The organism is Streptomyces sp. NPDC090106 (assembly GCF_044747265.1).
In the GTDB taxonomy this organism is placed as follows: Bacteria; Actinomycetota; Actinomycetes; order Streptomycetales; family Streptomycetaceae; genus Streptomyces.
In genome coordinates, this window is record NZ_JBIVDS010000012.1 from 209,834 (window position 1) to 232,380 (window position 22,547).

General features: G+C 71.6%; 19 protein-coding genes. 11 read left to right on the forward strand and 8 right to left on the reverse strand.

What is annotated here, in order from left to right; all coding sequences use genetic code 11:
- Position 1 precedes the first annotated feature (1 nt).
- Positions 2-1,417 (reverse strand): amidase, encoded by a 1,416-nt coding sequence (locus ACIPSE_RS34000; protein ID WP_401670363.1) that lies wholly within the window; start codon positions 1,415-1,417, stop codon positions 2-4.
- A 145-nt stretch (positions 1,418-1,562) separates the two neighbouring features.
- A complete protein-coding gene (locus ACIPSE_RS34005) occupies positions 1,563-2,312 on the reverse strand; it encodes an SDR family NAD(P)-dependent oxidoreductase (protein ID WP_401670366.1) in 750 nt (249 codons plus the stop codon).
- A gap of 380 nt (positions 2,313-2,692) precedes the next feature.
- On the opposite strand from ACIPSE_RS34005, the gene ACIPSE_RS34010 reads away from it, so the two are divergent.
- The 3 genes from ACIPSE_RS34010 to ACIPSE_RS34020 are packed head-to-tail and all read left to right on the forward strand — an operon-like array spanning position 2,693 to position 6,284.
- Positions 2,693-4,048, forward strand: a complete 1,356-nt coding sequence (locus ACIPSE_RS34010) for an aspartate aminotransferase family protein (protein ID WP_401670368.1) — start codon at positions 2,693-2,695, stop codon at positions 4,046-4,048.
- Complete coding sequence (locus ACIPSE_RS34015) at positions 4,045-4,767, forward strand: TSUP family transporter (protein ID WP_401670370.1); 723 nt, start codon at positions 4,045-4,047, stop codon at positions 4,765-4,767. Before ACIPSE_RS34010 ends, ACIPSE_RS34015 begins: the two co-directional genes overlap by 4 nt.
- Positions 4,768-4,820: 53 nt before the next feature.
- Positions 4,821-6,284, forward strand: coding sequence for a PLP-dependent aminotransferase family protein (locus ACIPSE_RS34020; RefSeq protein ID WP_401670373.1), 1,464 nt, complete (start codon positions 4,821-4,823; stop codon positions 6,282-6,284).
- A gap of 58 nt (positions 6,285-6,342) precedes the next feature.
- Here the strand turns inward: ACIPSE_RS34020 and ACIPSE_RS34025 are convergent, their stop codons facing one another.
- On the reverse strand, positions 6,343-7,818 hold the full coding sequence (locus tag ACIPSE_RS34025; protein ID WP_401670375.1) for an MFS transporter: 1,476 nt from the start codon (positions 7,816-7,818) through the stop codon (positions 6,343-6,345).
- A 101-nt stretch (positions 7,819-7,919) separates the two neighbouring features.
- Here ACIPSE_RS34025 and ACIPSE_RS34030 point away from each other — a divergent pair, with 101 nt between their 5' ends.
- Positions 7,920-8,921, forward strand: a complete 1,002-nt coding sequence (locus ACIPSE_RS34030; RefSeq protein WP_401670378.1) for an Lrp/AsnC family transcriptional regulator — start codon at positions 7,920-7,922, stop codon at positions 8,919-8,921.
- A 60-nt stretch (positions 8,922-8,981) separates the two neighbouring features.
- On the opposite strand, the gene ACIPSE_RS34035 is transcribed toward ACIPSE_RS34030, so the two are convergent.
- Together ACIPSE_RS34035 and ACIPSE_RS34040 are read right to left on the reverse strand one after the other, a co-directional pair.
- The gene (locus ACIPSE_RS34035; protein WP_401670381.1) at positions 8,982-9,890 is read right to left on the reverse strand and encodes an alpha/beta fold hydrolase; all 909 of its coding nucleotides are present in this window, start codon (positions 9,888-9,890) and stop codon (positions 8,982-8,984) included.
- 70 nt (positions 9,891-9,960) lie between these two features.
- On the reverse strand, positions 9,961-11,283 hold the full coding sequence (locus tag ACIPSE_RS34040; RefSeq protein WP_401670384.1) for an MFS transporter: 1,323 nt from the start codon (positions 11,281-11,283) through the stop codon (positions 9,961-9,963).
- 427 nt (positions 11,284-11,710) lie between these two features.
- Between ACIPSE_RS34040 and ACIPSE_RS34045 the strand changes: the two genes are divergently transcribed.
- Positions 11,711-12,706, forward strand: a complete 996-nt coding sequence (locus tag ACIPSE_RS34045) for a LacI family DNA-binding transcriptional regulator (protein WP_401670386.1) — start codon at positions 11,711-11,713, stop codon at positions 12,704-12,706.
- A 195-nt stretch (positions 12,707-12,901) separates the two neighbouring features.
- Here the strand turns inward: ACIPSE_RS34045 and ACIPSE_RS34050 are convergent, their stop codons facing one another.
- The gene (locus ACIPSE_RS34050; RefSeq protein WP_401670388.1) at positions 12,902-15,106 is read right to left on the reverse strand and encodes an MMPL family transporter; all 2,205 of its coding nucleotides are present in this window, start codon (positions 15,104-15,106) and stop codon (positions 12,902-12,904) included.
- A 121-nt stretch (positions 15,107-15,227) separates the two neighbouring features.
- On the opposite strand from ACIPSE_RS34050, the gene ACIPSE_RS34055 reads away from it, so the two are divergent.
- Positions 15,228-15,809, forward strand: coding sequence for a TetR family transcriptional regulator (locus tag ACIPSE_RS34055; protein WP_401670390.1), 582 nt, complete (start codon positions 15,228-15,230; stop codon positions 15,807-15,809).
- Positions 15,810-15,863: 54 nt separating this feature from the next.
- On the opposite strand, the gene ACIPSE_RS34060 is transcribed toward ACIPSE_RS34055, so the two are convergent.
- The gene (locus tag ACIPSE_RS34060) at positions 15,864-16,568 is read right to left on the reverse strand and encodes a TetR/AcrR family transcriptional regulator C-terminal domain-containing protein (protein ID WP_401670392.1); all 705 of its coding nucleotides are present in this window, start codon (positions 16,566-16,568) and stop codon (positions 15,864-15,866) included.
- Between the two features lie 93 nt (positions 16,569-16,661).
- On the opposite strand from ACIPSE_RS34060, the gene ACIPSE_RS34065 reads away from it, so the two are divergent.
- From ACIPSE_RS34065 to ACIPSE_RS34085, 5 genes are all read left to right on the forward strand, one after another.
- Positions 16,662-17,774: a hypothetical protein gene (locus ACIPSE_RS34065; RefSeq protein WP_401670395.1), complete on the forward strand. Its 1,113-nt coding sequence runs from the start codon at positions 16,662-16,664 to the stop codon at positions 17,772-17,774.
- Positions 17,775-17,786: 12 nt separating this feature from the next.
- Positions 17,787-18,347 carry an ester cyclase gene (locus tag ACIPSE_RS34070; RefSeq protein ID WP_401670397.1) on the forward strand — a complete coding sequence of 187 codons (561 nt, stop codon included), beginning with the start codon at positions 17,787-17,789 and terminating at the stop codon, positions 18,345-18,347.
- A gap of 26 nt (positions 18,348-18,373) precedes the next feature.
- Complete coding sequence (locus ACIPSE_RS34075; protein ID WP_401670398.1) at positions 18,374-19,999, forward strand: zinc-binding dehydrogenase; 1,626 nt, start codon at positions 18,374-18,376, stop codon at positions 19,997-19,999.
- Positions 19,996-20,796 carry an MBL fold metallo-hydrolase gene (locus ACIPSE_RS34080; protein ID WP_401670401.1) on the forward strand — a complete coding sequence of 267 codons (801 nt, stop codon included), beginning with the start codon at positions 19,996-19,998 and terminating at the stop codon, positions 20,794-20,796. The genes ACIPSE_RS34075 and ACIPSE_RS34080 overlap by 4 nt, the downstream gene beginning before the upstream one ends.
- Before the next feature lie 276 nt (positions 20,797-21,072).
- Entirely contained in the window at positions 21,073-21,423 is a 351-nt protein-coding gene (locus ACIPSE_RS34085) for a hypothetical protein (RefSeq protein WP_401670402.1), read from the forward strand.
- A gap of 27 nt (positions 21,424-21,450) precedes the next feature.
- Here the strand turns inward: ACIPSE_RS34085 and ACIPSE_RS34090 are convergent, their stop codons facing one another.
- Positions 21,451-22,398, reverse strand: a complete 948-nt coding sequence (locus ACIPSE_RS34090; protein WP_401670404.1) for a LysR family transcriptional regulator — start codon at positions 22,396-22,398, stop codon at positions 21,451-21,453.
- Positions 22,399-22,547: the final 149 nt, after the last annotated feature.

A 22,547-nucleotide genomic window follows, 5' to 3' on the forward strand; every position in this document is an offset into this window, starting at 1 on the left:
CTCAGCCCAGATCGCCCGTTCCCGCCCGCACGGGCCAGGGTGCCGTCCGCTCCAGCTGTGTGGCCAGCGCGAGCAGGATGGCCTCCCCGCCGAGGTCCGCGGCGAACTGGACGCCGGCCGGCAGACCGTCGGAGTCGAACCCGAAGGGGACGGACATGGCGGGCATGCCGGTGACGTTGTAGACACTGGTGAACGCGGAGTACGCGGGGCCGTGCTCGTACATGGTCTCCGGCCTGCGGGTGTCCAGCAGGCCCAGGCGCGGTGTCGGCCTGGCCAGGACCGGGCTCAGCAGCACGTCGTACCGCGTGAACGCGGCACCGACCTGCCAGCCGATCTCCTGCGCGCCCCGCAGCGCCCGGTTCACGTCCGCGCCGGTGAGCGAGCGGTTCATCTCGTAGACGATCCTGGTCAGGGGTTCCACGTCGTCGTCCGCCAGCGGCCGGCCGAGCCGTTCCAGACGCTGGTCGATCTGCGTCACCAGGTCGACGCCCATCAGCACGGACGAGACCGCGGCCACCTCGGCCGCCCGGTGGACCGCCTCGGTCTCCACCACCTCGTGTCCCAGCCCCTCGCACACCCGGGCCGCCTCCCGCACTGCCGCCGCCATGTCCGGATGCACGTCGGGGCCGTCGGGAAGGGACGTGACCAGTCCGATCCGCAGGCGGTCCGGGTCACGCCGGGCGAGTTCGGTGAAGGAGGCGGACGCGGTGGGCGCGGCGTAGGCGTCGCCGGGGCGGGGCCCGCCCGCGATGTCCAGGAGCAGCGCGCTGTCGCGGACCGTCGTGGTGAGGGCGTGGTGGTGCGACAGCAGTCCGGCGAGGGTGGTGGGACGCGGTGCGGGCGAGACCCGGCCTCGACTGGGCTTGAGGCCGAACAGCCCGCAGGCGGCGGCCGGGATGCGGATGGACCCGCCGCCGTCGCTCGCGTGCGCGACCGGAACCATTCCGGCGATCACGGCCGCGGCCGAACCACCACTCGATCCGCCGGGCGACCGGGACGCGTTCCAGGGGTTGCGCGTCGGGCCGTACGACGTCGGTTCGGTGCTGGCGTTGAACCCGAACTCCGGGGTGTTGGTGGTGCCCAGTACGACCATCCCGGCGCGCCGGTAGCGGCGGACGAGTTCGCTGTCCCGGGCCGGGACCTGGTCGGCGAACAGGCGGCTGCCGCCGCTCGCGGGCAGCCCGGCGACATCCATCCCGAGGTCCTTGACCAGGACGGGGACGCCGCGCAGCGGGCCGTCGGGCAGACCGGCATCGACTTCGGCCAGCGCCTCCTCGAAGCGTGTGTGAATGACGGCGTTCAGCTGCGGGTCGAGCTTCTCGATCCGGTCGACGGCGCTCTCCACCACGGCGCGTTCGTCGAGCTCGCCGCTCCTGATCGCCTCCGCCGTGGCTGTGGCATCCCGTTGGTCGCGCAACTGTCTCTCCTTGGTGCGGGCCCGCCGGCGGGCCGTCAAATGGGGTGTACCGGAAGGGGGTTGGGGGCGATCGGCTGCCTGGAGGAGCCGGGCGCGGGATGGGAGGCCTGGGCGAGAAGGACCCGGCTCACCGGTCGTGCCGGGTCTAGGAGCGGTGCACGACCTGCGCCGACGTCTGGTCCCGCGCCAGGACGAGCATGGAGTCGATGTTCACGTGGGCGGGCCGCTCCACGACCCAGGTGACCGCCTCGGCGATGTCGTCCGCCGTCAGCGGGGTCATCCCCGCGTACACGCGGGCCGCCGCGTCGGTGTCGCCCGCGAACCGGTTGACGCTGAACTCCGTCTCGACCAGGCCGGGATCGATCTGCGACACCCGCACCGGGGCACCCAGCAGCTCGATGCGCAGGACACGGGTCAGCGCGGCCACCGCGTGCTTGGCCGCGTTGTACCCGCCGCCGCCCCGGTAGGGCTCGCGGGCCGCGATCGAGCCGATCGTCACCACCTGCCCGTCACCCGAGGCGATCAGGGCAGGCAGCAGCGCCTTGGTGAGCCGCAGCACCCCGAGGACGTTCACGTCGAACATGGCCTGCCACGCCGCGATGTCGGCGTCGGCGACCGCGTCGGTTCCGATGGCGCCGCCCGCGTTGTTGACGAGCACGTCACAGCGGTCGACGGCCTCGGTGAACCGGTCGACGGACGTCTGGTCCGTGACGTCGAGGGGGACGCAGACGATGCCGGGTGTGCGGGCGAGTTCCGCGAGCCGGTCCGTGCGGCGTGCTCCGGCGATCACACGGTGTCCGGCGGCTGCCAGGCGCAGCGCGGTCGCGCGTCCGATGCCGCTGGACGCACCGGTGACCACGGCCGTGCGGGTGCCGGTGCGGGGTGTCTGGCTCATGTGGGCCTGTTCTCTCTCGTCGTACGGAAAGGCCCGGTCGAGGGGGTTCCGGGCGGGGGCGGTGCCACTCTTTCCCGGCGGTCCTGCCGCTCCCAGCGCCACCGGCCGGTGCGTTGACAGGTCCAGTCGTCACCCGCGTGAAACGTGTGCGGCGGGCGGACCTGCGCACCGCCGGGCGGGACGACGGCGCAGGTCGACGGGTGCGCGCTGCGGCCCGGCGGATCGGGGCGGCGACGATGCCGTCGCCGGGGTGGGGGAGCGGGGGAGACACGTGTCGCCGAGGTGACCACTGGCACCGTCCAGTGGGGGTCCCACTGGCTCTGGAGCGGATCCAGTGCCCGTCGCACGATCGAGACCTCGAAGCGACAAGGAGCTTGACGATGCCGATTCCCCAGTCCGACCGTGGCCGCAGGATCTACGACGACGACCGCCGCTATGTGTTCCACTCCTGGTCGGCCCAGGCCGGACTCGACCCGTTGGTGATCACCGACGCCGAGGGGGTGCGGGTCGAGGACGCCGACGGGCGCAGCTACCTCGACTTCTCCTCGCAGCTCGTCTACACCAACCTCGGACACCGGCATCCCGCGGTCGTCGAGGCGATCCGCCGGCAGGCCGCGGAACTCGCCACGATCGCGCCCGCGCACGCCAACGAGGCACGTTCGCAGGCCGCCCGGCTGATCATCGAGCGGGCGCCCGCCTCGATGGAGAAGGTCTTCTTCACCAACGGCGGCGCCGAGGCCGTCGAGAACGCCATACGGATGGCACGTCTGTACACGGGCCGGTACAAGGTCCTCTCCCAGTACCGCTCCTACCACGGCTCGACGGCCATGGCGATCAACACCACCGGGGACCACCGGCGTTGGGCCAACGACTACGGCACGTCCGGCGCCGTCCACTTCTTCGGCCCGTTCCTCTACCGCAGCGTCTTCCACGCGCGCGACGAGAAGGAGGAGTGCGAGCGCGCGCTCGCCCACCTCGAACAGGTCATCGCGTTCGAGGGTCCGCAGGCCTTCGCCGCGATCGTCCTGGAGACCGTGCCGGGCACGGCGGGCGTGATGCCGCCGCCGGCCGGCTATCTGCGCGGAGTGCGCGAACTGTGCGACCGGTACGGCATCGTCCTCGTGCTGGACGAGGTCATGGTCGGCTTCGGCCGCACGGGCACCTGGTTCGCCAGCGAGCACTACGACGTCGAGCCCGATCTGATGACCTTCGCCAAGGGCGTCAACTCCGGGTACGTACCGCTGGGCGGCGTCCTGCTGAACGGCCCCGTCGCCCACTTCTTCGACGACCGGCCCTACCCCGGCGGCATGACCTACTCCGGGCACCCCCTTGCGTGCGCCGCGGCCGTCGCCACGATCCGGACGATGGCCGAGGAGGACGTGCCCCGGCAGGCCGCCGACCTGGGACGGCAGGTGCTGGGACCCGGGCTCGCCGAACTCGCGCAACGGCACCCGAGCATCGGCGAGGTGCGCGGACTGGGCGCCTTCTGGGCCCTCGACCTCGTCAGCGACCGGGAGACCCGCGAACCCATCGCCCCGTACGGCGGGTCCAGCGAGGCCGTCACCCGCACCCTGGCCGCGGGACGGGAGGCCGGACTGCTGCTGTTCAACCAGTACCACCGGATTCATCTGGCACCTCCCTTGACGATGAGCGCCGAGGACGCCCGCGAGGGGCTCCGGCTGCTCGACGGGGTTCTCGACGTCACCGACGCGTACACGACGGCCGCCCGGGTGTGAGCGGCCTCGTCATGGCCGGTGCCGTGGCGTCGGGTGTCGTGGCCGGCGCGGTCGCCCAGTCGGCGACCGGCGTCGGCTTCGGACTCCTCGCGGGCCCCTGCCTGCTCCTCGCCGCACCGGCGGCCGGACCCCTGCCGGTCCTGGTCGCCGGTGCCGCGGTGCTCGGTGTCACCCTGAAGGAGAACCGCGCGGGGTGGCGGGGCCGGGTCGTCCTGCGGATCGTCCTGGCCGCGCTGCCGGGCGCGTTGCTCGGCACCGCCCTGTTGCGTGTGGCGGACCCGCGGACCCTGCACGCCCTGGTGGGGGCCGTGGTCGCGGTGTCCGGAGTGCTCGGCCTGTGCGGATGGCGGCCCGCCGCCTCCCCGCGGAAGCTGGCGTTCGCGAGCCTGCTCGGCGGGATGCTGAACTCGCTCGCGGCGATGCCCGGACCCCCGCTGGCGCTGGCGTACCGGCCCGAGGACACGGCACAGTTCCGCGCCAACCTGTCGGGGGCGTTCCTCGCCATGACGGCGGTGTCCCTGACCGCCACGGTGCTCAGCCGTCCGCCGTCCCACGGCGAGCTGACCCTGGCCCTCGCCGTGTCGGTGACCGCCCTCGCCGGGCAGCTCGCCGGGCGGCGCTGGGCCAGGCGCCTGCCGGCACCGGCCGTCCGCACCGGGGCCGTCTCGTTGAGTATTCTCGCCGGAGTCGTGCTCTTCGTCCGGTCCGTGACCGGATGACCGCGTGGGCACCACCGGCGGGACCGTCCGCCAGCCACCCGGGAGACCCGCACATGACCGAGCACGAGAACCTCGCGCCGCTCCGTCACGACAGCTCCGAGCCGCTCTACCAACAGGTGCGCCGGCGCATCGAGAGCATCCTCGTCGCGCGCTCCACCGCGGCGAGGCCGCTGCCCTCGTCGCGCTACCTCGCCGCCGCGCTCGGCGTCTCCCGCAACACGGTGAACGTCGCCTACGACGAGCTGATCGCCCTCGGACTCGTCGAGGCCCGCCCGCGCAGCGGGCTGTACCCGAGCGCCGTCGCCCGGGAGTTCGCCGCCCGCGCCGAGCGCACACCGGACAACGGCCCCGGCACCCTCGACTGGACGCGGCGGGCCCGCAGACGCGCCTCGCCGATCGACGCACCCCGCGTACACCCCGACTGGACGCGCTACCCCTACCCGTTCCTGCCGGGCCAGCCCGAGCTGAAGGCGTTCCCCGCCAGGGGATGGGCCCGTGCCGTCGCCGAAGCGCTGCACGGACCGCACCTCGCCCACAGCATCCGCGACAGCTCCGACCGGGACGACCCGCTGCTGGTCGAGATGATCCGCTCGGAGATCCTCGTCCCCCGCGGGGTGGTCACGGAAGCGGACACGGTCCTCGTCACCCATGGCGCCCAGGAAGCCCTGTCCCTGGTCGCGGACGTCATGTTCGGCCCCGGAGTGACCGTCGCTGTCGAGAACCCCGGCTACCGCGACGCCGCGCACATCGTCGCCGAGTCGGGCGCGACGCTGGACCTGGTGCCGGTCGACCGCGAAGGGGCCCGGGTACCGCGTTCCGCACGCTTCGACTACCTGTATCTGACGCCCAGTCACCAACATCCCACCTCCGTCACGCTCAGCTATCTCAGGCGGCTGGACATCCTCCGGCGCGCCCAGCGCGAGGACTTCGTCGTCATCGAGGACGACTACGACTCCGAGATGCGCTTCCGCGGCCGGCCCACGCCCTCGCTCAAGTCGCTCGACACCGAGGGCCGCGTCATCTACGTGGGCACGTTCTCCAAGTTCGTCGCGCCCGGCATCCGCCTCGGGTTCGTCGTCGCCCCGCCCGAACTCATCGCCCTGCTGCGCCGCCGCAGGCGCTACGCCAACCGCCATCCCAGCGGGCACACCCAGCGCGCCCTGGCCCTGTTCATCCAATCCGGCGACTACCACCGGGCACTGCGCCGCCACCGCAACCACCTCCTCGACAAATGGGGCGTGCTCACCGAGTCGCTGGCCGCGCACCTGCCCTGGCCCCTGGAGACCCCCACGGCCGGCGGCACGAGCCTGTGGGTCACCGGCGACGCCGCGTTCGACGGCACCGCCGTCGCCCACGCCGCCGAGAAGCGCGGCGTCCTCATCGACCCGGGCTCCGCCTTCCACCTCGGCGACGACGGACCGCGCAACCACATCCGCCTCGGCTTCAACGCCATCCCGCTGGCCGCGATCCGGCCCGGCGTGGCCCTGCTCGGCGAGGTGATCCGTGACCTGGAGTGAGGCGTGCGCGCACCGTCCCGGCCGGGTACGGCGCGCGGCCCGACGCCGTCGCCGCGGGTCAGGCTCCCTGGACACCGGCCTCGTCCAAGGGGGCCTCCGCGCCGGGCTGCCGTGCCTCCCGCTCGGCGGCCCGGCGTCCGATGAGACGGGCCAGCAGCACGACGACGGCGCTCACCACCGCCGCCGTCAGCCACACGGCGTGGAACGACGTACGGGTGGAGAGGGAACCGCCGTGGCCGTCGGCTGTGGCGAACAACGACATCAGCAGGGCGAACAGGGCACCGGCCGCCGCGCCCGCCGCGGTTCGGGAGGTGTTGTAGAGCGCGGAGGAGACACCCACGGCGTCGGGAGCGGCCCGGTCGACCACCACCGCCGGAAGGACCGCCACTACCAGCCCGTTGCCCACCGCGCCCAGCGTGTTGGCCGTGACGAACAGCAGCGGATCGTCGCCGGCGGCGACCATGCCCAGGAAGCAGAGCGAGGTGAGCGAACCGCCGAGGGCGATGGTGCGGGCCGCGCCGATCCCGCGCGAGAGCCGGTCACCCGCCAGCGACGCCGCCACCATGACGAGCGTCGGCAGCAGCAGCACCAGGCCCGCGGCGCTCGCCGAGAGGCCGAGCCCGTACCCGTAGGTGTCCGGGCCGGCCAGGTAGAAGAAGGACGAGGCGGTGGAACTCCCGTAGAACTGCGCGCCGAAGCACACGGCCGCCAGCAGCGGCAGACCGATGCCGCCCGCGGTGAGCGCGGACAGATCGACGAGGGGATGCGGGGTGCGGCGGCTCGTCGTCAGCCAAGCGGCCAGCAGCGCCGGTCCGCCGAGGAGCCCCGCGAGCGTCGCGGGATCGGTCCAGCCCCAGGTGGCGCCGTTGGACAGGGCGCCCAGCAACAGCAGCAGCCCCAGGCCCAGCAGGACGGCACCGGTGACGTCCACCCGGCCCGCGCTGCGCCGCCGGGTCTCGGGAACGGCGTACACCACGATCGGGACACACGAGGCCATGAAGAGGACCGGCACCCACAGCGTGACGGCGAGGCTCCCGACGACGCCGTACAGCGTCCCGGACAGGACGCCGCCGACCGCGGCACCGAACGTCAGCGCGCCGATGAGCCGCGCGATGCTGCGCCCGGCCTGCTCGGGGCGGCGCTCGCGGACGATGGCGAACTCCAGTGGCAGGAAGCCGGCCAGCGGGGCCTGCAACGCCCGGCCCAGGAGGAACAACTCGTAGCTGGGGGCGAGCGCCACGACGACCGAACCGACCGTCACGGCCGCGGCGGTGACGGCGAGCATCCGCTGGTGCCCGTAGGTGTCACCGAGCTTCCCGATGACCGGTACGAAGACCACCGTCATCAGCATGTACATCGCCGTCACCCAGTTGAGCTGGGCGGTGTCCACCTGCCAGCGGGTCCCGATCGCCTCCAGCAGCGGAGTGAACCACCCTTGGAGGAATCCGCTGGCCAGCTCGGTCACCACGAGGAAGCCGACGACTCCCCGCCCTTTGCCGGCTCTCCCGGACTTCTCCACGGCGCGTGTGCTCATCTCGCGATCCCTTCGTTCCTCGCAGCGAGTACGCGCACGCTAGGAACGGTTTGTTGCCCGTCTGTTTCTCCTGGGCCGAATCACGACGCGAGGGCCGGGCGATGAGCGATATCGAAATCGACGGACTCGATCGTGCGCTGATCGAGGCGCTCGCCCTCAGCCCCCGAGCGAGCTGGGCGTCGCTCGCCGGGATCCTCGGATCCGACGCGGGAACCCTGGCCCGGCGCTGGCGGCGGCTGCGCGAGCACCGGCTCGCCGCCCTCGCGGTCGAGCCCGGCCCCGCAGCGGTGCGGGCCGTCGCCGTCATCGAGGTCGACTGCGCGCCCCGCGCGGTGGCCCGGGTGGCCGGCCTCATGGCGGCCGAGCCGGTGGTCCTGTGCGTGGACGTCACCACGGGCGGACGCGACATCGTCGCCGTCGCCGGGGCGGTGGACACGGACGCCGTGCCCGACTTCGTGATGGGGCGCCTGATGCGGCTGCCCGGAGTGCGCGGAGTACGCGTGGCCTTCGGGGACTCCAGGGTCCGGTCGGGCAGCGAGTCGTTCGACGCCCTGGACGAGCGACGGCGAGCCCAGGTCACCGCCTTGTCGCAGACACCGGCTGGGGCGGTCCCCGTCGGCCCCGACACCGAGCGCGTGATCATGGCCGTGCTCCGGGCGGACCCCCGGGCCTCCTGGAAGGACCTCGCCGACCGGACCGGCCTCTCGCCCTACCGCGTACGCCAGGCCCTGGGCACCTTGCTGCGGGGGGAACGGCTGCGGTTCGAGATGCGCCTGTCCCCGGAGATCTCCCGCAAGGCCGTGATCGCCTGGTTCTTCGGGAAGGCGGACCCCATGCGCCTGGAGCAGGCTCTGGACGAGATCGGCCGCCACTTCAGCGTGCGCTTCGCCGGAGCCCTGCACGCCCAGTACGACCTCGCCGTGTGCGTACGTCTGGAGGACATGGACGACGTGGCCGACTTCCTCAGACGCGCGGCCCGGCTCACTCCCGGTGTGCGGTACGTCGACCGGTCGATCGTGATGCGGTCCGTTTCCGTTCTGCCCGAGGCCGCCGAGGTCCGTACGCCGACACGACCTGGTGGGGCCCGCTCCGCGGGGCGGTGAGGCCGTGGTGGTCGGGGAGCGGTACCGATCGATGTACCGCTCCCGGCCGTCAAGGGGGTGTCAGCGTCCCGCGGGCTCCGTCTCCCGTTCCCGCGCCTGGGACTGGACCCGCAGGATGACCTCGGCGTACTCCCTCCACAGGGGGCGCACGACGGAGTGGCCCATGCCCGCGTACAGATGCAGTTCGCTGTGCGGCACGGCCTCGGCTATGGCGAGGGAGGCCTCGGGGCGGATGAGACGGTCGTCGCGGCCGTGGACGACCGCGGTCGGGACCCGGATCTCCTTGAGCCGGTCCGCCCAGGGTTCGCTGCGCAGGATGGCGTCCATCTGCCGTTCGACGCCTGCCTGGCTGTGCCCGCGCCGGTGGTAGCGGTCGCCCAGTTCGCGCAGCCACGACTCGTCGTGGACATAGCGGCTACCGCCCCCGGACGCGCGTTCCGAGGCGGCGAAGTGGGCCGCGAACTCGGCCCGGCCGGTGGGCGGTTGTGCGTCGCGCAGGGCACGCAACTCCGGGTCGTCGACGAAGTGCTCCGTCCCGGCCGGGGTGGGGGAGGTGTAGAAGAGCGTGAGGCTGCGGACGCGGTCGGGGTGGTTGAGGGCGAGGGCCTGGGCGATCATGCCGCCCATGGACTGGCCGACGATGTGGGCGCTGGTCAGGCCGAGGGCGTCGAGCACACGGACGGTGTCGTCGGCCATGTCGGCCAGGAGGTAGCCGTCGGCCGCCGGGGTGCCGTCGTCCGAGGGGGCGGGGTCGAACCGCTGTGACAGACCGACGTCACGGTTGTCGTGGCGGACGACGAAGCGTCCCTGGTCGGTGAAGAGCTTGCAGAAGTCCTCGTGCCAGGCGATGAGCTGGGCGCTGAGACCCTCGACGAAGACCACCGGTTCGCCCCGCGGGTCACCGAGGGTCTCGTAGTAGATGTTCGCTCCGGAGTCGGAGGCGCCGGAGGCGTCGGAGGTGAAGGGCATGGGGACAGAGTCCTTCCAGGAGGATGGGTGGGGTGCGGGCCACGGTGCGCAGGGTCGCCGGAGGCGGAGGTCAGCGGACGGACTTGATGGGGATCATGACGAGGCCCCCGAGGACGGCCAGGACCGCGCCGAAGACGAACAGCCCGGTGTAGCCGCCGAGGAGCGTGATGATGCCGGCGCCGATGAAGGACGACAGGATCTGCGGCCCTGAGGTGGCGACGGCCAGGACGCCCATGTCCCGTCCGGCGTCCTCGCTGCTGGGCAGGACGAGGGACATCAGGGCCAGGTCGACGGTCATGTAGGTGCCGAAGAAGAGGCCGGTCAGCGCGGAGTAGACGAGCATGCCGGTCCAGGACGTGAGGACGACGGGAACCAGCATCGACAGGCCCAGCCCGATGGAGCAGGCGATCACGAAGGGCTTGCGGCGGCCGATCCGGTCGGAGATCCAGCCCGCGGTCAGCACACTGAGCACCATGGCGACGTTGGTGACCGTGCTGATGATGCTGACGGCGACCGCCGTGCTGCCGCCGGGCAGGTTCTCCACGCCGATCCGGTCCTGCAACAGGTAGTACGTGTAGCCGCTGACCGTGAAGAAGGCGAGGAACAGCAGGGCGCGCCCCGTGAAGGCGAGCGTGAAGTCGCGCGAGCGGAACCCGGCGAAGAAGTCCGCCACGGCCCTTCTGCGCCGGGCGCCCCTGCTCATGGTCGCGGCGGCCGGGTCGGGTGCGGCCGGGGGCGCGTCCTCGACGTCGGGCATCGGGCGCAGGGAGGAGCGGTCCCGGGCGACGGTCACGAAGAGCGCCGTGCAGACCACGAGCAGCAGCGCCAGCAGGAGGTATCCCTGGACACGCGCGGTGTGGGCGACGAGGTTGACGCCGACCACGATGCCCACCGGAAGCCCGATCCCGATGACGGAGGAGGCGGTGCCGCGCTTGTCCTCCGGGAAGCGGTCCGGCATCACCGCGGTCAGGACGGCCTGGTAGTAGTTCATGAAGAACCACAGCGCGGCGTAGACGAGCCCGAGGAGCACGATGCCGTTCGCGGAGCCCATGAGCGCGAGCAGGACCGCCGATATCGCGGCGGTGGCGACGAGCCAGGGTGCGCGGCGGCCCCACCTGCTGCGTGTCCGGTCCGACAGCGCGCCCCCGACAGGCAGCGCGACGGCGGCGGTGATCGAGGAGACGAGGGTCAGCCAGGCGAGGTTGCTGATCTTGTTGGCCGCGTCGATCTGCTCGACCTGCGCGGGCAGCAGCACTTGCTGGATGCCCTGGTAGACCGCGTACATGGCGGCCGTGGTCGGGAACAGGACGCCGAGGGTGCGCCAGGTGGGGATCGCCGTGGCGGACCGGGCGCCCCGGTGCTGCCGTGCGGCGGTGCCGGAGGGCAGGCTCATCGGCGGACCCCGTCCGTGAGGCGCTGGTCAGCGGGCTGCCGCAGGCGATGAGTCATGGCCGCGGGGCCGGACGGGCGGTTGTCACTCATACCGTTGCTTCCTTCTTCGATGGGCATGGCGACGGCGGGGGAAGCCGTCGAGAAGGCGCTGCCGGTACCCGGGACGGGCAGGGCAGGTCCTTGCCGCCGGGGACACGCGTCCCCGGAGCGGCAGTGGCAGGTGTTGAGTGCGGACGGGGCGAGCGGTTCCTGTGTCCGCGTGCTCCCAGCGAAGACACAGGATGCGATCAGTGGCCGATGTCGGGCGTGCGAGACCGCTCGGGCTCAGGGGTACGAGCTCCTAATACGTTTTACTAATACGTCGTAGTATCAGAATCGAGTGGCTGTGGCGCAATACGTTCGACATGACGAGTTTTCGTGGGGGTCATATGCGTCGGGTGACGAGCAAGGACGTCGCCAAGGCCGCCGGGGTCTCCCAGACCACGGTCAGCTTCGTCCTCAACGGCAAGCACCTGGAGTCGATCTCGGAGGCGACCCGGCGTCTGGTCCTCGCGACCGCGGACGAACTCGGCTACATCCCGTCCGCGGCGGCCCGCTCGCTGCGTACCGGACGCAGCGACGTCGTCCTGTGCCTCATCCCGGACTGGCCGGTCACCGACGCGATGAGCCGTCTGAAGCTGGCGCTCAGCGACCGTCTGGCCGACGCGGGAGTCGCCTGCGTGTACTTCTACTACAAGGGCCAGGTCCAGACGCTGTCCGCGCTGTGGCGCAACCTCCAGCCGTCCCTCGTCATCGCCTTCGGCGCCATCGACGAGACGGAGGCGCACGCCATGCGCGGCGCCGGCATCCCGTTCCTGAACGGGCTGTTCGACATCCCGGGCGGCCCGTCCTCGCCGCAGTACATCTCCCAGGAGAGCATCGGCCGGACGCAGATCGAGCACCTGGCCGAACGCGGTCACCGGCACATCGCGTACGCCGGCATCGGTGACGACCGGGAGGACGTCTTCGCCCTGCCCCGCATCCGGGGTGCCGAGCAGGCGTGCCGGGACCTCGGCCTGCCCCGTCCGGACGTCGTCGCCATCGAGCCCGACCGTGCCGCCGCCGGGCGGGCGCTCGACCGCTGGCGGGGAATGCCGAAACCCGTGACCGCCGTCGCGGCCTTCAACGACGTCATCGCCGCCGCGGTCCTCGCCGCCGCCTGGGACCGGGGGGTGGACGTGCCCGGCGGCCTGGCCGTCATCGGCGTCGACGATCTGGCGCTCGCACGCCTCACGTCGCCGCCGCTCACGACCGTCACCATCGATCTGGACACGGCGGCCCGGCATCTGTGCGACCACGCGCTGACCGTCATGGGCATCGCCGAGGCCCGCCCGGCTCCCGACTCCGGCACGGCCCTGCGCATCGTGCGGCGCGCCTCGTCCTGACCGGCGCCCGGCGGGGGACCGCCTGGCCGAAGGCGACCCCGCACAGGTGGACGCCTCGGCGCGGGCCCTGCCCGAAGGCAACGCCCGCGCCGAGACGCCGTAACGGTCCGGTCCTCGTTCGACCAGGATTTGTGTCCCCGGGTGCGCTCCTCGTGATCGTCTTCGGCCGGGGACGTCCTTGCCGGTGTGGGGTGTTCAGCCCGCGGTGACCCGGTGCCTGGGCTCCTCGCCGGTGGTCGCCGTGGTGCGCGGCGGAAGGCCGGCGCCCTCGATGTCGACGTCGGGGGTGACGCGGTCGAGCCAGGTCGGGAGGCTCCAGGCGCGGCGTCCGAGCAGGGCCATCGCGGCCGGTACGAGGGTCATGCGGACGACGAAGGCGTCGATGAAGACACCGAAGGCCAGGGCGAAGCCGATCGACTTGATGATGGGGTCGTGGTTGAAGACGAACCCGCCGAAGACCGCGACCATGATCAGTGCCGCCGCGCTGACGACGCGTCCGCTGCGGGCCATGCCGTGGGTGATGGCCTCGCCCGGGTTCTTGGTGTGTTCGAAGTGCTCGCGCATGCGGCTGACGAGGAAGACCTCGTAGTCCATGGCGAGCCCGAACAGGACACCGATGAGCAGGACGGGCAGGAAGCTGGTCACGGGTCCCGCGGACGGGATGTCGAGGACGCCGTTGAGGTGGCCGTTCTGGAAGACCCACACGGTGACACCGAGGCTCGCGGCGACCGACAGCAGGAAGCCGAGGACCGCCTTGAGCGGGACGAGCAGGGACCGGAAGGCGATGGTCAGCAGGATCAGCGCCAACAGCACGATCACGCCGATGAACAGGGGCAGCGCGTTCGAGAGCTTCCCGGAGATGTCGATCGCGGCCGCGGTGGCACCGGCGATGTAGAGGGTTCCGCCTGCCTTGTCGACGTTCGCCGCCTGATCACGCAGCCGGTGGACCAGGTCCGTGGTGGCCTCGTCGTCGGGTCCGGTGCTCGGCACCAGGGTGATGACACTGAGGGTCGAGGCGGCGTTGGCGACGGGTGCGGTGGCCGCTGCCACGCCGGTGTCGCGGGCCAGCGCCGACCGCAGATCGGTGACGACCGTGGAACGGTCCGCGGCGGGGATGCCGCTGGTGTCCACGACGGCGACGAGGGTGGCGTTGAATCCGGGTCCGAAGCCTTCGGTCAGCAGGTCGTAGCTCTTGTGCTGGGTGCTGTCGACGGGCTGGGACGCGTTGCCGGGCAGACCCAACCGCAGCTCGCGCGCGGGCAGAGCGAGGGCCAGGAGAGCGATGACCCCGGTGAGGAGCACGATCAGCGGCTTGCGGGTGACCAGGCGCCCCCAGGCCAGGCCCCACGCGCCGGGTGCGCGCTCGCCGGCTCCGGGGCGCGGGGCACGCGCACGCGGCCGCAGCCGTTCCCCGAGCAGGCTCAGGGCGGCGGGTACGAGGCTCAGTGCGATGAGCACGGCGAGCAGGACGGTGACGGCTGCGGCGAGGCCCATCACGGTGAGGAACGGGATGCCGGTGACGGCCAGGGCCGCCAGCGCGATGACCACCGTGGCACCGGCGAAGACGACCGCGCTGCCCGCGGTGGCGACGGCCCGGGCGATGGAGTCGTCGACGTCCGCGTCGGGTTCGCTGAGCAGTTCACGGTGACGGGCGACGATGAACAGCGCGTAGTCGATACCGACCGCGAGGCCGATCATGAGGGCCAGCGTGGTCGCGGTGCTGGTCATGTCGATGAAGCGGGACACGAACTCGACGCCCAGGACACCGATGGCGACCCCCACGGCCGCGGTCAGCAGCGGCAGACCGGCCGCCACGAGTGAGCCGAGCGCGAGCGCGAGGATGACGAAGGCGAGCACGACCCCGACGATCTCCGCGGGCCCCCCGACCTCGGTCTGCGGCTGCATGACGGGACCGCCGAACTCCACCTGGAGGCCCGCCTCCTCGGCGGGGGACATGGCCTGGGCCAGCGCGTCCTTGGCCTTCTGCGGCACGTCGGCGGCCGGTTCGCCGAACCGGACGTCCGCGTAGGCGATCCGCTGGTCGGCGGAGAGGGCCCCCGTCGTCATCGGGTCGGAGACGCCCGACACGTCCGCCACCCGCGAGGCCTGCTTGAGGCTCGCCGTGATGGCCGCCCGGGCGTCGGCCGCGGTGAGGGTTGCGCCGTCGTCGGCCGCGAACACCACCCGGGCGGTTCCCGCCGCCGCTTCCGGGAACTCCGCCTGGAGCAGGTCCTGGGCCTTCTGCGACTCGATCCCCGGCACGGAGAACTCCGTCGACGTCTTGCCGTGCAGAGTCACTCCGAGCCCGCCGACCACTGCGAGCAGCAGCAGCCACGCGGCGATGACCCGCCCGCGGCGCCGTACCGCCCAGCGTGCCCAGGCGTACAGGCGAGATGCCATGTGCCTTCTTCCTCCCTCTCGGTCGGCGCAGGCATCCGTGAGTCCTGCCGCCCTCCTTCGCTGCACCCTATGGCAAAATTACTACGGGATGTAAATATGCCCCTAGCGGTAAGCTGCGGGCATGGGTGCTGAGGGACTACGGGAGCGGAGCAAGGCGCGCCGCAGGGAAGTGATCATCCGCAGGGCGTACGAGCTGTTCGCCGAGCGGGGTTTCGAAGCGACCACGATCGCCGACATCGCCGAGGCGGCCGAGGTGTCGCCTCGTACGGTGACGTTGTACTTCCCGTCCAAGTTCGAGCTGGCCCTGGAGCAGTTCGAGGCCACCCGTGAGCGGCTCGCGGTGGCGCTGCGGCAGAAGGATCCGGGCGTGCCGATCGTGGACGCCCTGGAGGTGTGGCTGCGCGACGAACTCGCTCAGCGGAGCGACCTCGACGCGCTCTCCGACCGCATGCTGGAACTGAACCCCCAGCTCAAGGCCGTCAGCAATGCGCGCTTCTGCGACATCGTCCAGGAAGGCGCGGACCTCCTCGCCGAGGAGCAGGGCAGTTCGCCGGGCTCGCTGGGGCCGCGGATGGCGGCGGCGGCAGCGGCGGCCGTCATCAACGAACTCTGCTCGGCGCACCCCGAGGAGGCGGACATCGCCCTCGCGATGGCCTTCCTGCGCGCGGGAACGGCCGTACTGCCGTCCAAGGGCGGCAACTGACCCCGGGCGTGCGGGCGTTGGCGCCGGCCGTGCCCTCTGCCGGCCGGGCCGAGGTCAGGCGCCGCCGGTTTCGGCAGCGCCTCCGCCGATGCTCAGGCGGGTCGTGAGCGCGTCCAGGGCGAGTTCGACGGTGTAGGCGAACTCGGCGTCGCTGTCGAAGCGTGAGAGGTCGGCGGCGGCCTCGGTGACGTGGGGGAGGCCCGAGCGCTCCAGGTCGGCCCGGCGCTGTGCGAGGGCGGCCGGGTCGGTGGTGCCGTAGGTGGGGCCCGCCTGCGCTTCGCGGAGCAGGGCGCCGATCACCGCGGCGACCAGGGCGCGGAGCAGCGGGACGGCCTCGCCGGGAGGGCAGCCCGCGGAACGGAGCACGGCGAGGACCGCTTCGACCGGTGCCAGCGCCTCGAACGAGGCGAGTTGCCGGGTGAGGACGAGCGAGGCCGCCTGAGGGTGAGCCAGGGTGCAGCGACGGAACGCGTGGGCGATGGCGCGCAGGTCGGCGCGGACGTCCCCGGTGCGCTCGGGCAGCGGCACGGACCCGAGGATGTGTTCGGCGACGGCGTCGAGGAGACCGTCCTTGCCGTCGACGTGGTTGTAGAGGCTCTTCGGGTCGACGCCCAGGACCCGGGCGACCGAGCGCATGGAGACCGCGTCGATGCCGTCGGCGTCGATGACCTTCAGGGTGGCCTCGACGATCGCCGGGCGGTTCAGCCGGGAGGCGCCCTTGGGCGGACGGCCTCGGCGGCCTTCTTGTGTCGCGGTCATGGCCTCATGATGCCCTCCGTTGCATTAATCCACAACGTGGGTATAGTGGCGGCCCTCAATACCCACGATGTGGGTAAAGCGGAAGGAGCGACGATGCGTTTTCCGTGGGGCCCCGGGGAAGTGGCCGACCTGCCGACGATCGGCACCGGCATCGACACGCTGCCCGACCTGTCGAGATCGGACGAGCCACCAGGCGCCCGGCTGCGCACGGCCCGCACCCAGGCAGAGGCGTTCCGCGCCGAGTTCGCCCTCACCGGCACACCCGACAGCATCCGCACCTGCGACCTGGTCACGCTGCCGTACCCGACACGGTTCGGCCTGTTCCGGGCCTCGCGTGCGATCGCGCCGTTCCTGTCGATCACCAACCGCATGCTGGTGATCCGCTGGCGGGACAGCGACGGCCGCCCCCGGGTGCTGCTCTTCGAACCCAGCGACGTCGAACTCGGCCGCTACACGCCGTACTTCGACGATCTCGCCCACAAGACACCGGACGTCCTCGCGCGGCGGATGGTCCGCGAACACGACACCGTCCTCGGTCACCTCGCGCGCCTGCGCATCCGGCCCGACGAGGTCGACTATCTGCTCTTCGACCATCTGCACACCCAGGACCTGCGCCGCTGGGTGGGGACGAGCACGCACCAGGACGATCTCGGTTCCCGCCCCCGCGCCGCGTTCCCCAACGCCAAGGTCGTCGTCCAGCGCGACGAACTGGCGGGCATGGCGGAGCTGCACCCGCTGCAGAGGCCCTGGTACCAGCCCCGCACCTACCGTGACGTCCCGCCGGAGGCGTTCCTGCCGATCCACGGTTCGGTCCTGCTCGGACCGGGCGTGGCCGTCGTCAAGACGCCCGGCCACGTCTTCGGCAACCAGAGCCTCGTCGTGAACACCTCGACCGGCATCTGGGTCAGCAGCGAGAACGTCATCGCCACCGAGGCCCTCACCCCGGAGCACTCGCGGCTGCCCGGCCTCGCCAAGTGGGCGCGGCAATGGCAGCAGGAGGTCGTGCTCAACGCCAACACCATCGAGACGACCGCCGACCAGTACAACTCGGTCGTCCTGGAGAAGACTCTCGCCGACCGCAGCCAGGTCGATCCGCGCTTCCTGCAGTTCTTCCCGTCCAGCGAGCTCACGGGGGCCTGGACGAACCCCGGCACCGCTCCCACCTTCAGCCACGGTCACATCACGCACGGCGCACAGCCGGTCTGAGGAGGCACCACCATGTCACGCTTCGTCCTGCCGCCCGAGGACGTCCTGCGGGCCCGCGAGAAGCTCGTGCTCGACCACTTCCACGACGAGGTCGCCCAGGACTGGGACGCCACCCTGTCCACCTTCCCGCACCCGCACTACGAACTGATCGCGCAGATGACCGTCCACGACGGAGACGACGAGGTGCGCGGCTATTACGCCGACACCCGAGTGGCGTTCCCCGACCAGGACCACGAGATCATCGCGTTCCGGCACAGCGTCGACGCCGTGATCGTGGAGTTCTGGCTGCTGGGCACCCACAAGGGTCCGCTCGGCCCGATACCCGCGACCGGAGCGGCCCACCGGACCCGGATGACGGCGTACTTCGTCTTCGACGAGAACGAGCGACTCGTCACCGAGCGGATCTACTTCGACCAGCTCACCATCCTGAAACAGCTCGTCGCCGGGATCGACAGGCGCAGCCCGCGCGGCCTGCTGAAGCTCGCCCGCGTCCTCAGAGGACTGCTCACGATGTCCGGCGGCACGCCTGATCCCCGGCTCCTCGCCACCACCCCACCCGACTTCGTCCGCTGACGGCCCGCGACCATCGGAGGCACCCCGTGAACTCGACCACCGGCACGACGACTTCGGCCACCATGCGAGCACTCGTCGGCGGCAAAGGCGCCGACTGGATCCTGGAGGAGACCGAACGCCCCGTACAGCTCGGGGCCGTTCGCGTCCAGGTCCACGCCGCGGGCCTCAACCGCGCCGACCTGTACGCCCTCCAGGGCACCTACACCGCCAACTCGCAGGGCCAAGGACCCTTCACCGCCGGAATGGAGGTGGCCGGAGTCGTCGAGACCGGGAGTCCACTGGCACCCCATCTGCCCGCGGGGACCCGGGTCATGGGGATCACCGTCGGCGCGTTCGCCGACTACGCCCTGTGCCACCCGCGCCTGTTCGTCCCGATCCCGGACCGGCTCGGATTCGAGGAGGCCGCGACCCTGCCCGTCGGGCTCGTCACCGAACACGACGCGCTCGTCACCCAGGCCGGCTTCACCGCCGGCCAGTCCGTCCTCATAGTCGGCGGCACGAGCGCGATCGGACTGATCGGCGTCCAGCTGGCCAAGGCGCTCGGCGCCGCCACCGTCATCGCCACCACGACCAGCGACGCCAAACGCGCCGCACTGCTGGACGCGGGCGCGGACATCGCGGTGAACACCACGACCGACGACCTCGCCGCAGCAGTCCTCGCCGCCACTGACGGGCGAGGCGCCGACGTCACCCTCGACCACGTCGGCGGCGCGTCGTTCGCCGAACTCCCGCGGGCCACCGCGATCGGCGGCACCGTCGTCAGCATCGGACGTCTCGCCGGATCCGCGACCACCCTCGACCTGGACACGATCGCCTTCCGCCGCCAGAGGCTGATCGGCACCACCTTCAGCATCCGCACCCGAGCCGAACTCGGCGACGTCGTCACCGCGTTGGGCGAGCACGTACTGCCCGCTGTCGCGGACGGACGCATCGGCCCCCGCCTCGACTCCGTCCACCCGGTGTCCCAAGCCGCACGAGCCGCCCAGCGGCTCCGGGACAACGCCGCCACCGGCAAGGTCGTCCTCTCCTTCGCCGACGCCCACACCGGACCGCCGCCCGCGGCCGACCCGGTCGCCGCCATGTTCGGCAGCGTCGCGCAGATCGGCTACGTCGTCCGCGACATCAGGACGTCGATGGAGAACTTCGCCCGCGCCGGAATCGGCCCCTGGTTCCACCTGGAGGGAGTCAGGCCCGAGAACTTCACCTACCGGGGTGAGCCCTCCGACATGGTCATGGACGTGGCCGTCGCCAACAGCGGCGACATCCAGATCGAACTCATCACCCCCGTCAACGACGCGCCCTCGATGTACCGCGACTTCCTCGCGGCCGGGCACGAAGGCGTCCAGCACCTCGCCTACTGGAGCGAGGACTACCAGACCCTCTACGACCGTGCCCTGGCCGCCGGATTCACCGTCGGGCAGGAGGGCCGGATCGGCGGGGCCGACGGCAGGTTCGCCTACCTGGAGACCGAACACCATCCCGGCACCGTCATCGAGATCTCCGACATCGGGGGGAGCAAGAAGCTCGTCTTCGACCTCATCAGGCTGGCCGCCGCCAACTGGGACGGCACCCGGCCCGTGCAGCGGATCGACGCCCGCCTCGTCGGCGGCGACTCCACCGCCCTGGCCGCACTGATGGAGGACTTCGGATGAGGGTCCACCATCTCAACTGCGGCACCATGCGCCCCTGGGGCGCCCCCGAGGGTCTCGTCTGCCACGTCCTGCTCGTCGAGACCGCCACCGGCCTCGTCCTCGTCGACAGCGGCCTCGGCCTCAAGGACCGTGCCGCTCCCGGCGCCAGGTTCGGCCCGGCCCGGCACTTCGTCCGCCCCGCGTTCGACGCTGCCGAGACCGCCGTACGCCAGATCGAGGGACTCGGCCACGACCCCAGGGACGTACGGGACATCGTCCTCACCCACTTCGACGCCGACCACGTGGGAGGAGCCGCCGACTTCCCCTGGGCACGCGTCCACCTCACCGGCGACGAGGCGACCGCGGCGCTCCACCCGGCCACCCGCACCGAGAAGGCCCGCTACCGGCCGGCCCAACGCGACCACCGCCCGACGCTGATCAGCCACACACCCCGGAACGGCGAGTCGTGGCGCGGCTTCCCCGCCGCCACGGAACTAGCCGCGCTCTCGCCCGGGATCGTGCTGATCGGCCTGCCCGGCCACACCCGAGGACACGCCGCGGTCGCCGTGGACTCCGGCGACCGCTGGATCCTCCACGCGGGCGACGCCTTCTACCACCGCGGCCAGATCGGCGACACCGCCCCACCGCCGAGAGCCCTGCTCGCCATGGAACGCGCCGTCGCCCACGACTGGCGCAGAGTTCGGGCCAACCACGAACGCCTCACCGAACTCAGGCGCGCCGAGGAACCAGACCTCCTGATCGTCAACGCCCACGATCCGGGCCTCTTGGCGGCGGCTCGGGCTGGAACCTGGGTGTAGCCACGGCCTCGTGCCGGCGAACCGGTGAGCGCAGGGGATTGTCGTACGGGCTGGCTCTCTGTTCGGTGTTCTGTGTCGCCACCCGGAGGCGGTCGCGGTCGCGCTGCCCCATATGTGGCACGGCGTGGTGCTGTTCCGTGCCGAGGAGCCCATCGGCATGTATCGCCTCGTTGGCACACCCTCCGGGACCGACTGAGTCCGGCGCGATCGCGGGGATGTGGCGTGCGGCATGCGTCTGGTCCGCTTCAATGACGTTCTGGTACTGGGGAGGCAAGTGTGTCGGCGTACGGCCCAGCAGTGTTCGTCGCCCGCAAGGACGGCGCGGATCTGTCGGACGAGGAGCAGGCCTCGGTGATGCGGCTGGTGAGAGATGCCTGCCGCGGATTGAACATGACCGGCGCCGACGGCGATCCGGTCGCACCGTCAGATCGTGGCTACGACGAGGAAGAGCAGAGGGCGTTGGGCATCCTGCTCCACTCCTCCTACGGCTACCACGCCGACCTGCCTGAGGAAGTGCGGGTCGACCAGGAGAAGGCCTGGGAACGCGAGGGCGCGAGAGTCGCGGGCTGGGTCGAGAGGGAGGCCCCCGGGACCTACGTCTTCACGGCGTACGGAGTTGAGGACTGACAGGAGCGGCGAAACACCCCCGCCGTCCTACCAGCCCCGCGCGGACTCCCGAAGAAGGTCGCGGACGCGCACGACGTCGGGGTTGGCCTCGCTCCCGGGCCGTTGGACGAGGAAGAGGGTGTTCAGCGGCGGCTCCTGAGGGTCGTGGAGGAGCGAGAGACGGCCTGAGTCGAGATACTCCTGGCACAGCGAACGCGGGAGGACGCTGTACCCGGCGCCGGAGTTCACGGCTGACAGCACCGCGTACAGGTTGGGCACGGTGACCGCGGCACGAGTGGTGAGCTGCTTGCCGAAGACGTTGCGCCAGTAGCGGCGCACGATCGGTAGGTCCTCGGCATACGTCACCATCGGTACCTCGCGGAGGGCGGCGCAGACGTCATCGGCTTCGGCGTGTCCAGTGACGTGCCGCGCCCAGTCCGGGTTCGCGACCAGGAGGTACTCCTCGTCGGTGAGCGGCACGGACTCCACGGCGCGGCCACGGGGGCGCCGGGTGGCGATGACGAGGTCGTGCCGACCGGCGCGCATCTCCTCCAGGAGCGGTTCGGGCAGCCCTTGGGCGACGCGTAGCTGGACACCGTCGGCGACGAGCGACGCGAGGGCGGGCAGGACGCGTACGCAGAGCAGCTCCGAGGGCCCGGCCAGGTGTACGGGGGCGGCCACCTCTCCGGCCTCCTCCAGCCCGGCCAGTGCGTCGAGCGGCCCGGCGATCTGCCCGGCCAGCTCGTGCGCGTACGGCGTGGGTTCCACCCCGCGCGGCAGCCGGGTGAACAGTTCCCGGCCGACCTGACGTTCCAGGGTGCGGATCTGCGCGGTCACGGTGGGCTGCGACAGGCCCAGACGCGGTGCCGCTGCGGTGAACGACCCCGAGCGGTGGACGGCCAGGAACGTGCGCAGCAGGTTCAGATCCGCGTGGGGCGGGAGCTGGGTACCGCCGGTCGCCGCGGGCGTCTCCACGGCAGGCGTCGGATTCTTCACACGATCCAGCGTACCCATCCCTCATATCGGAGTTCCGATAGCAGGGATCGGCATCTCTATTGGTATTCGGATGGCGTTCCGACCTAGTTTCGATGGGTCGCCGGTTGGCGGCGGACACCGTGGGTGGCGACACCACGGGCGTACATCTC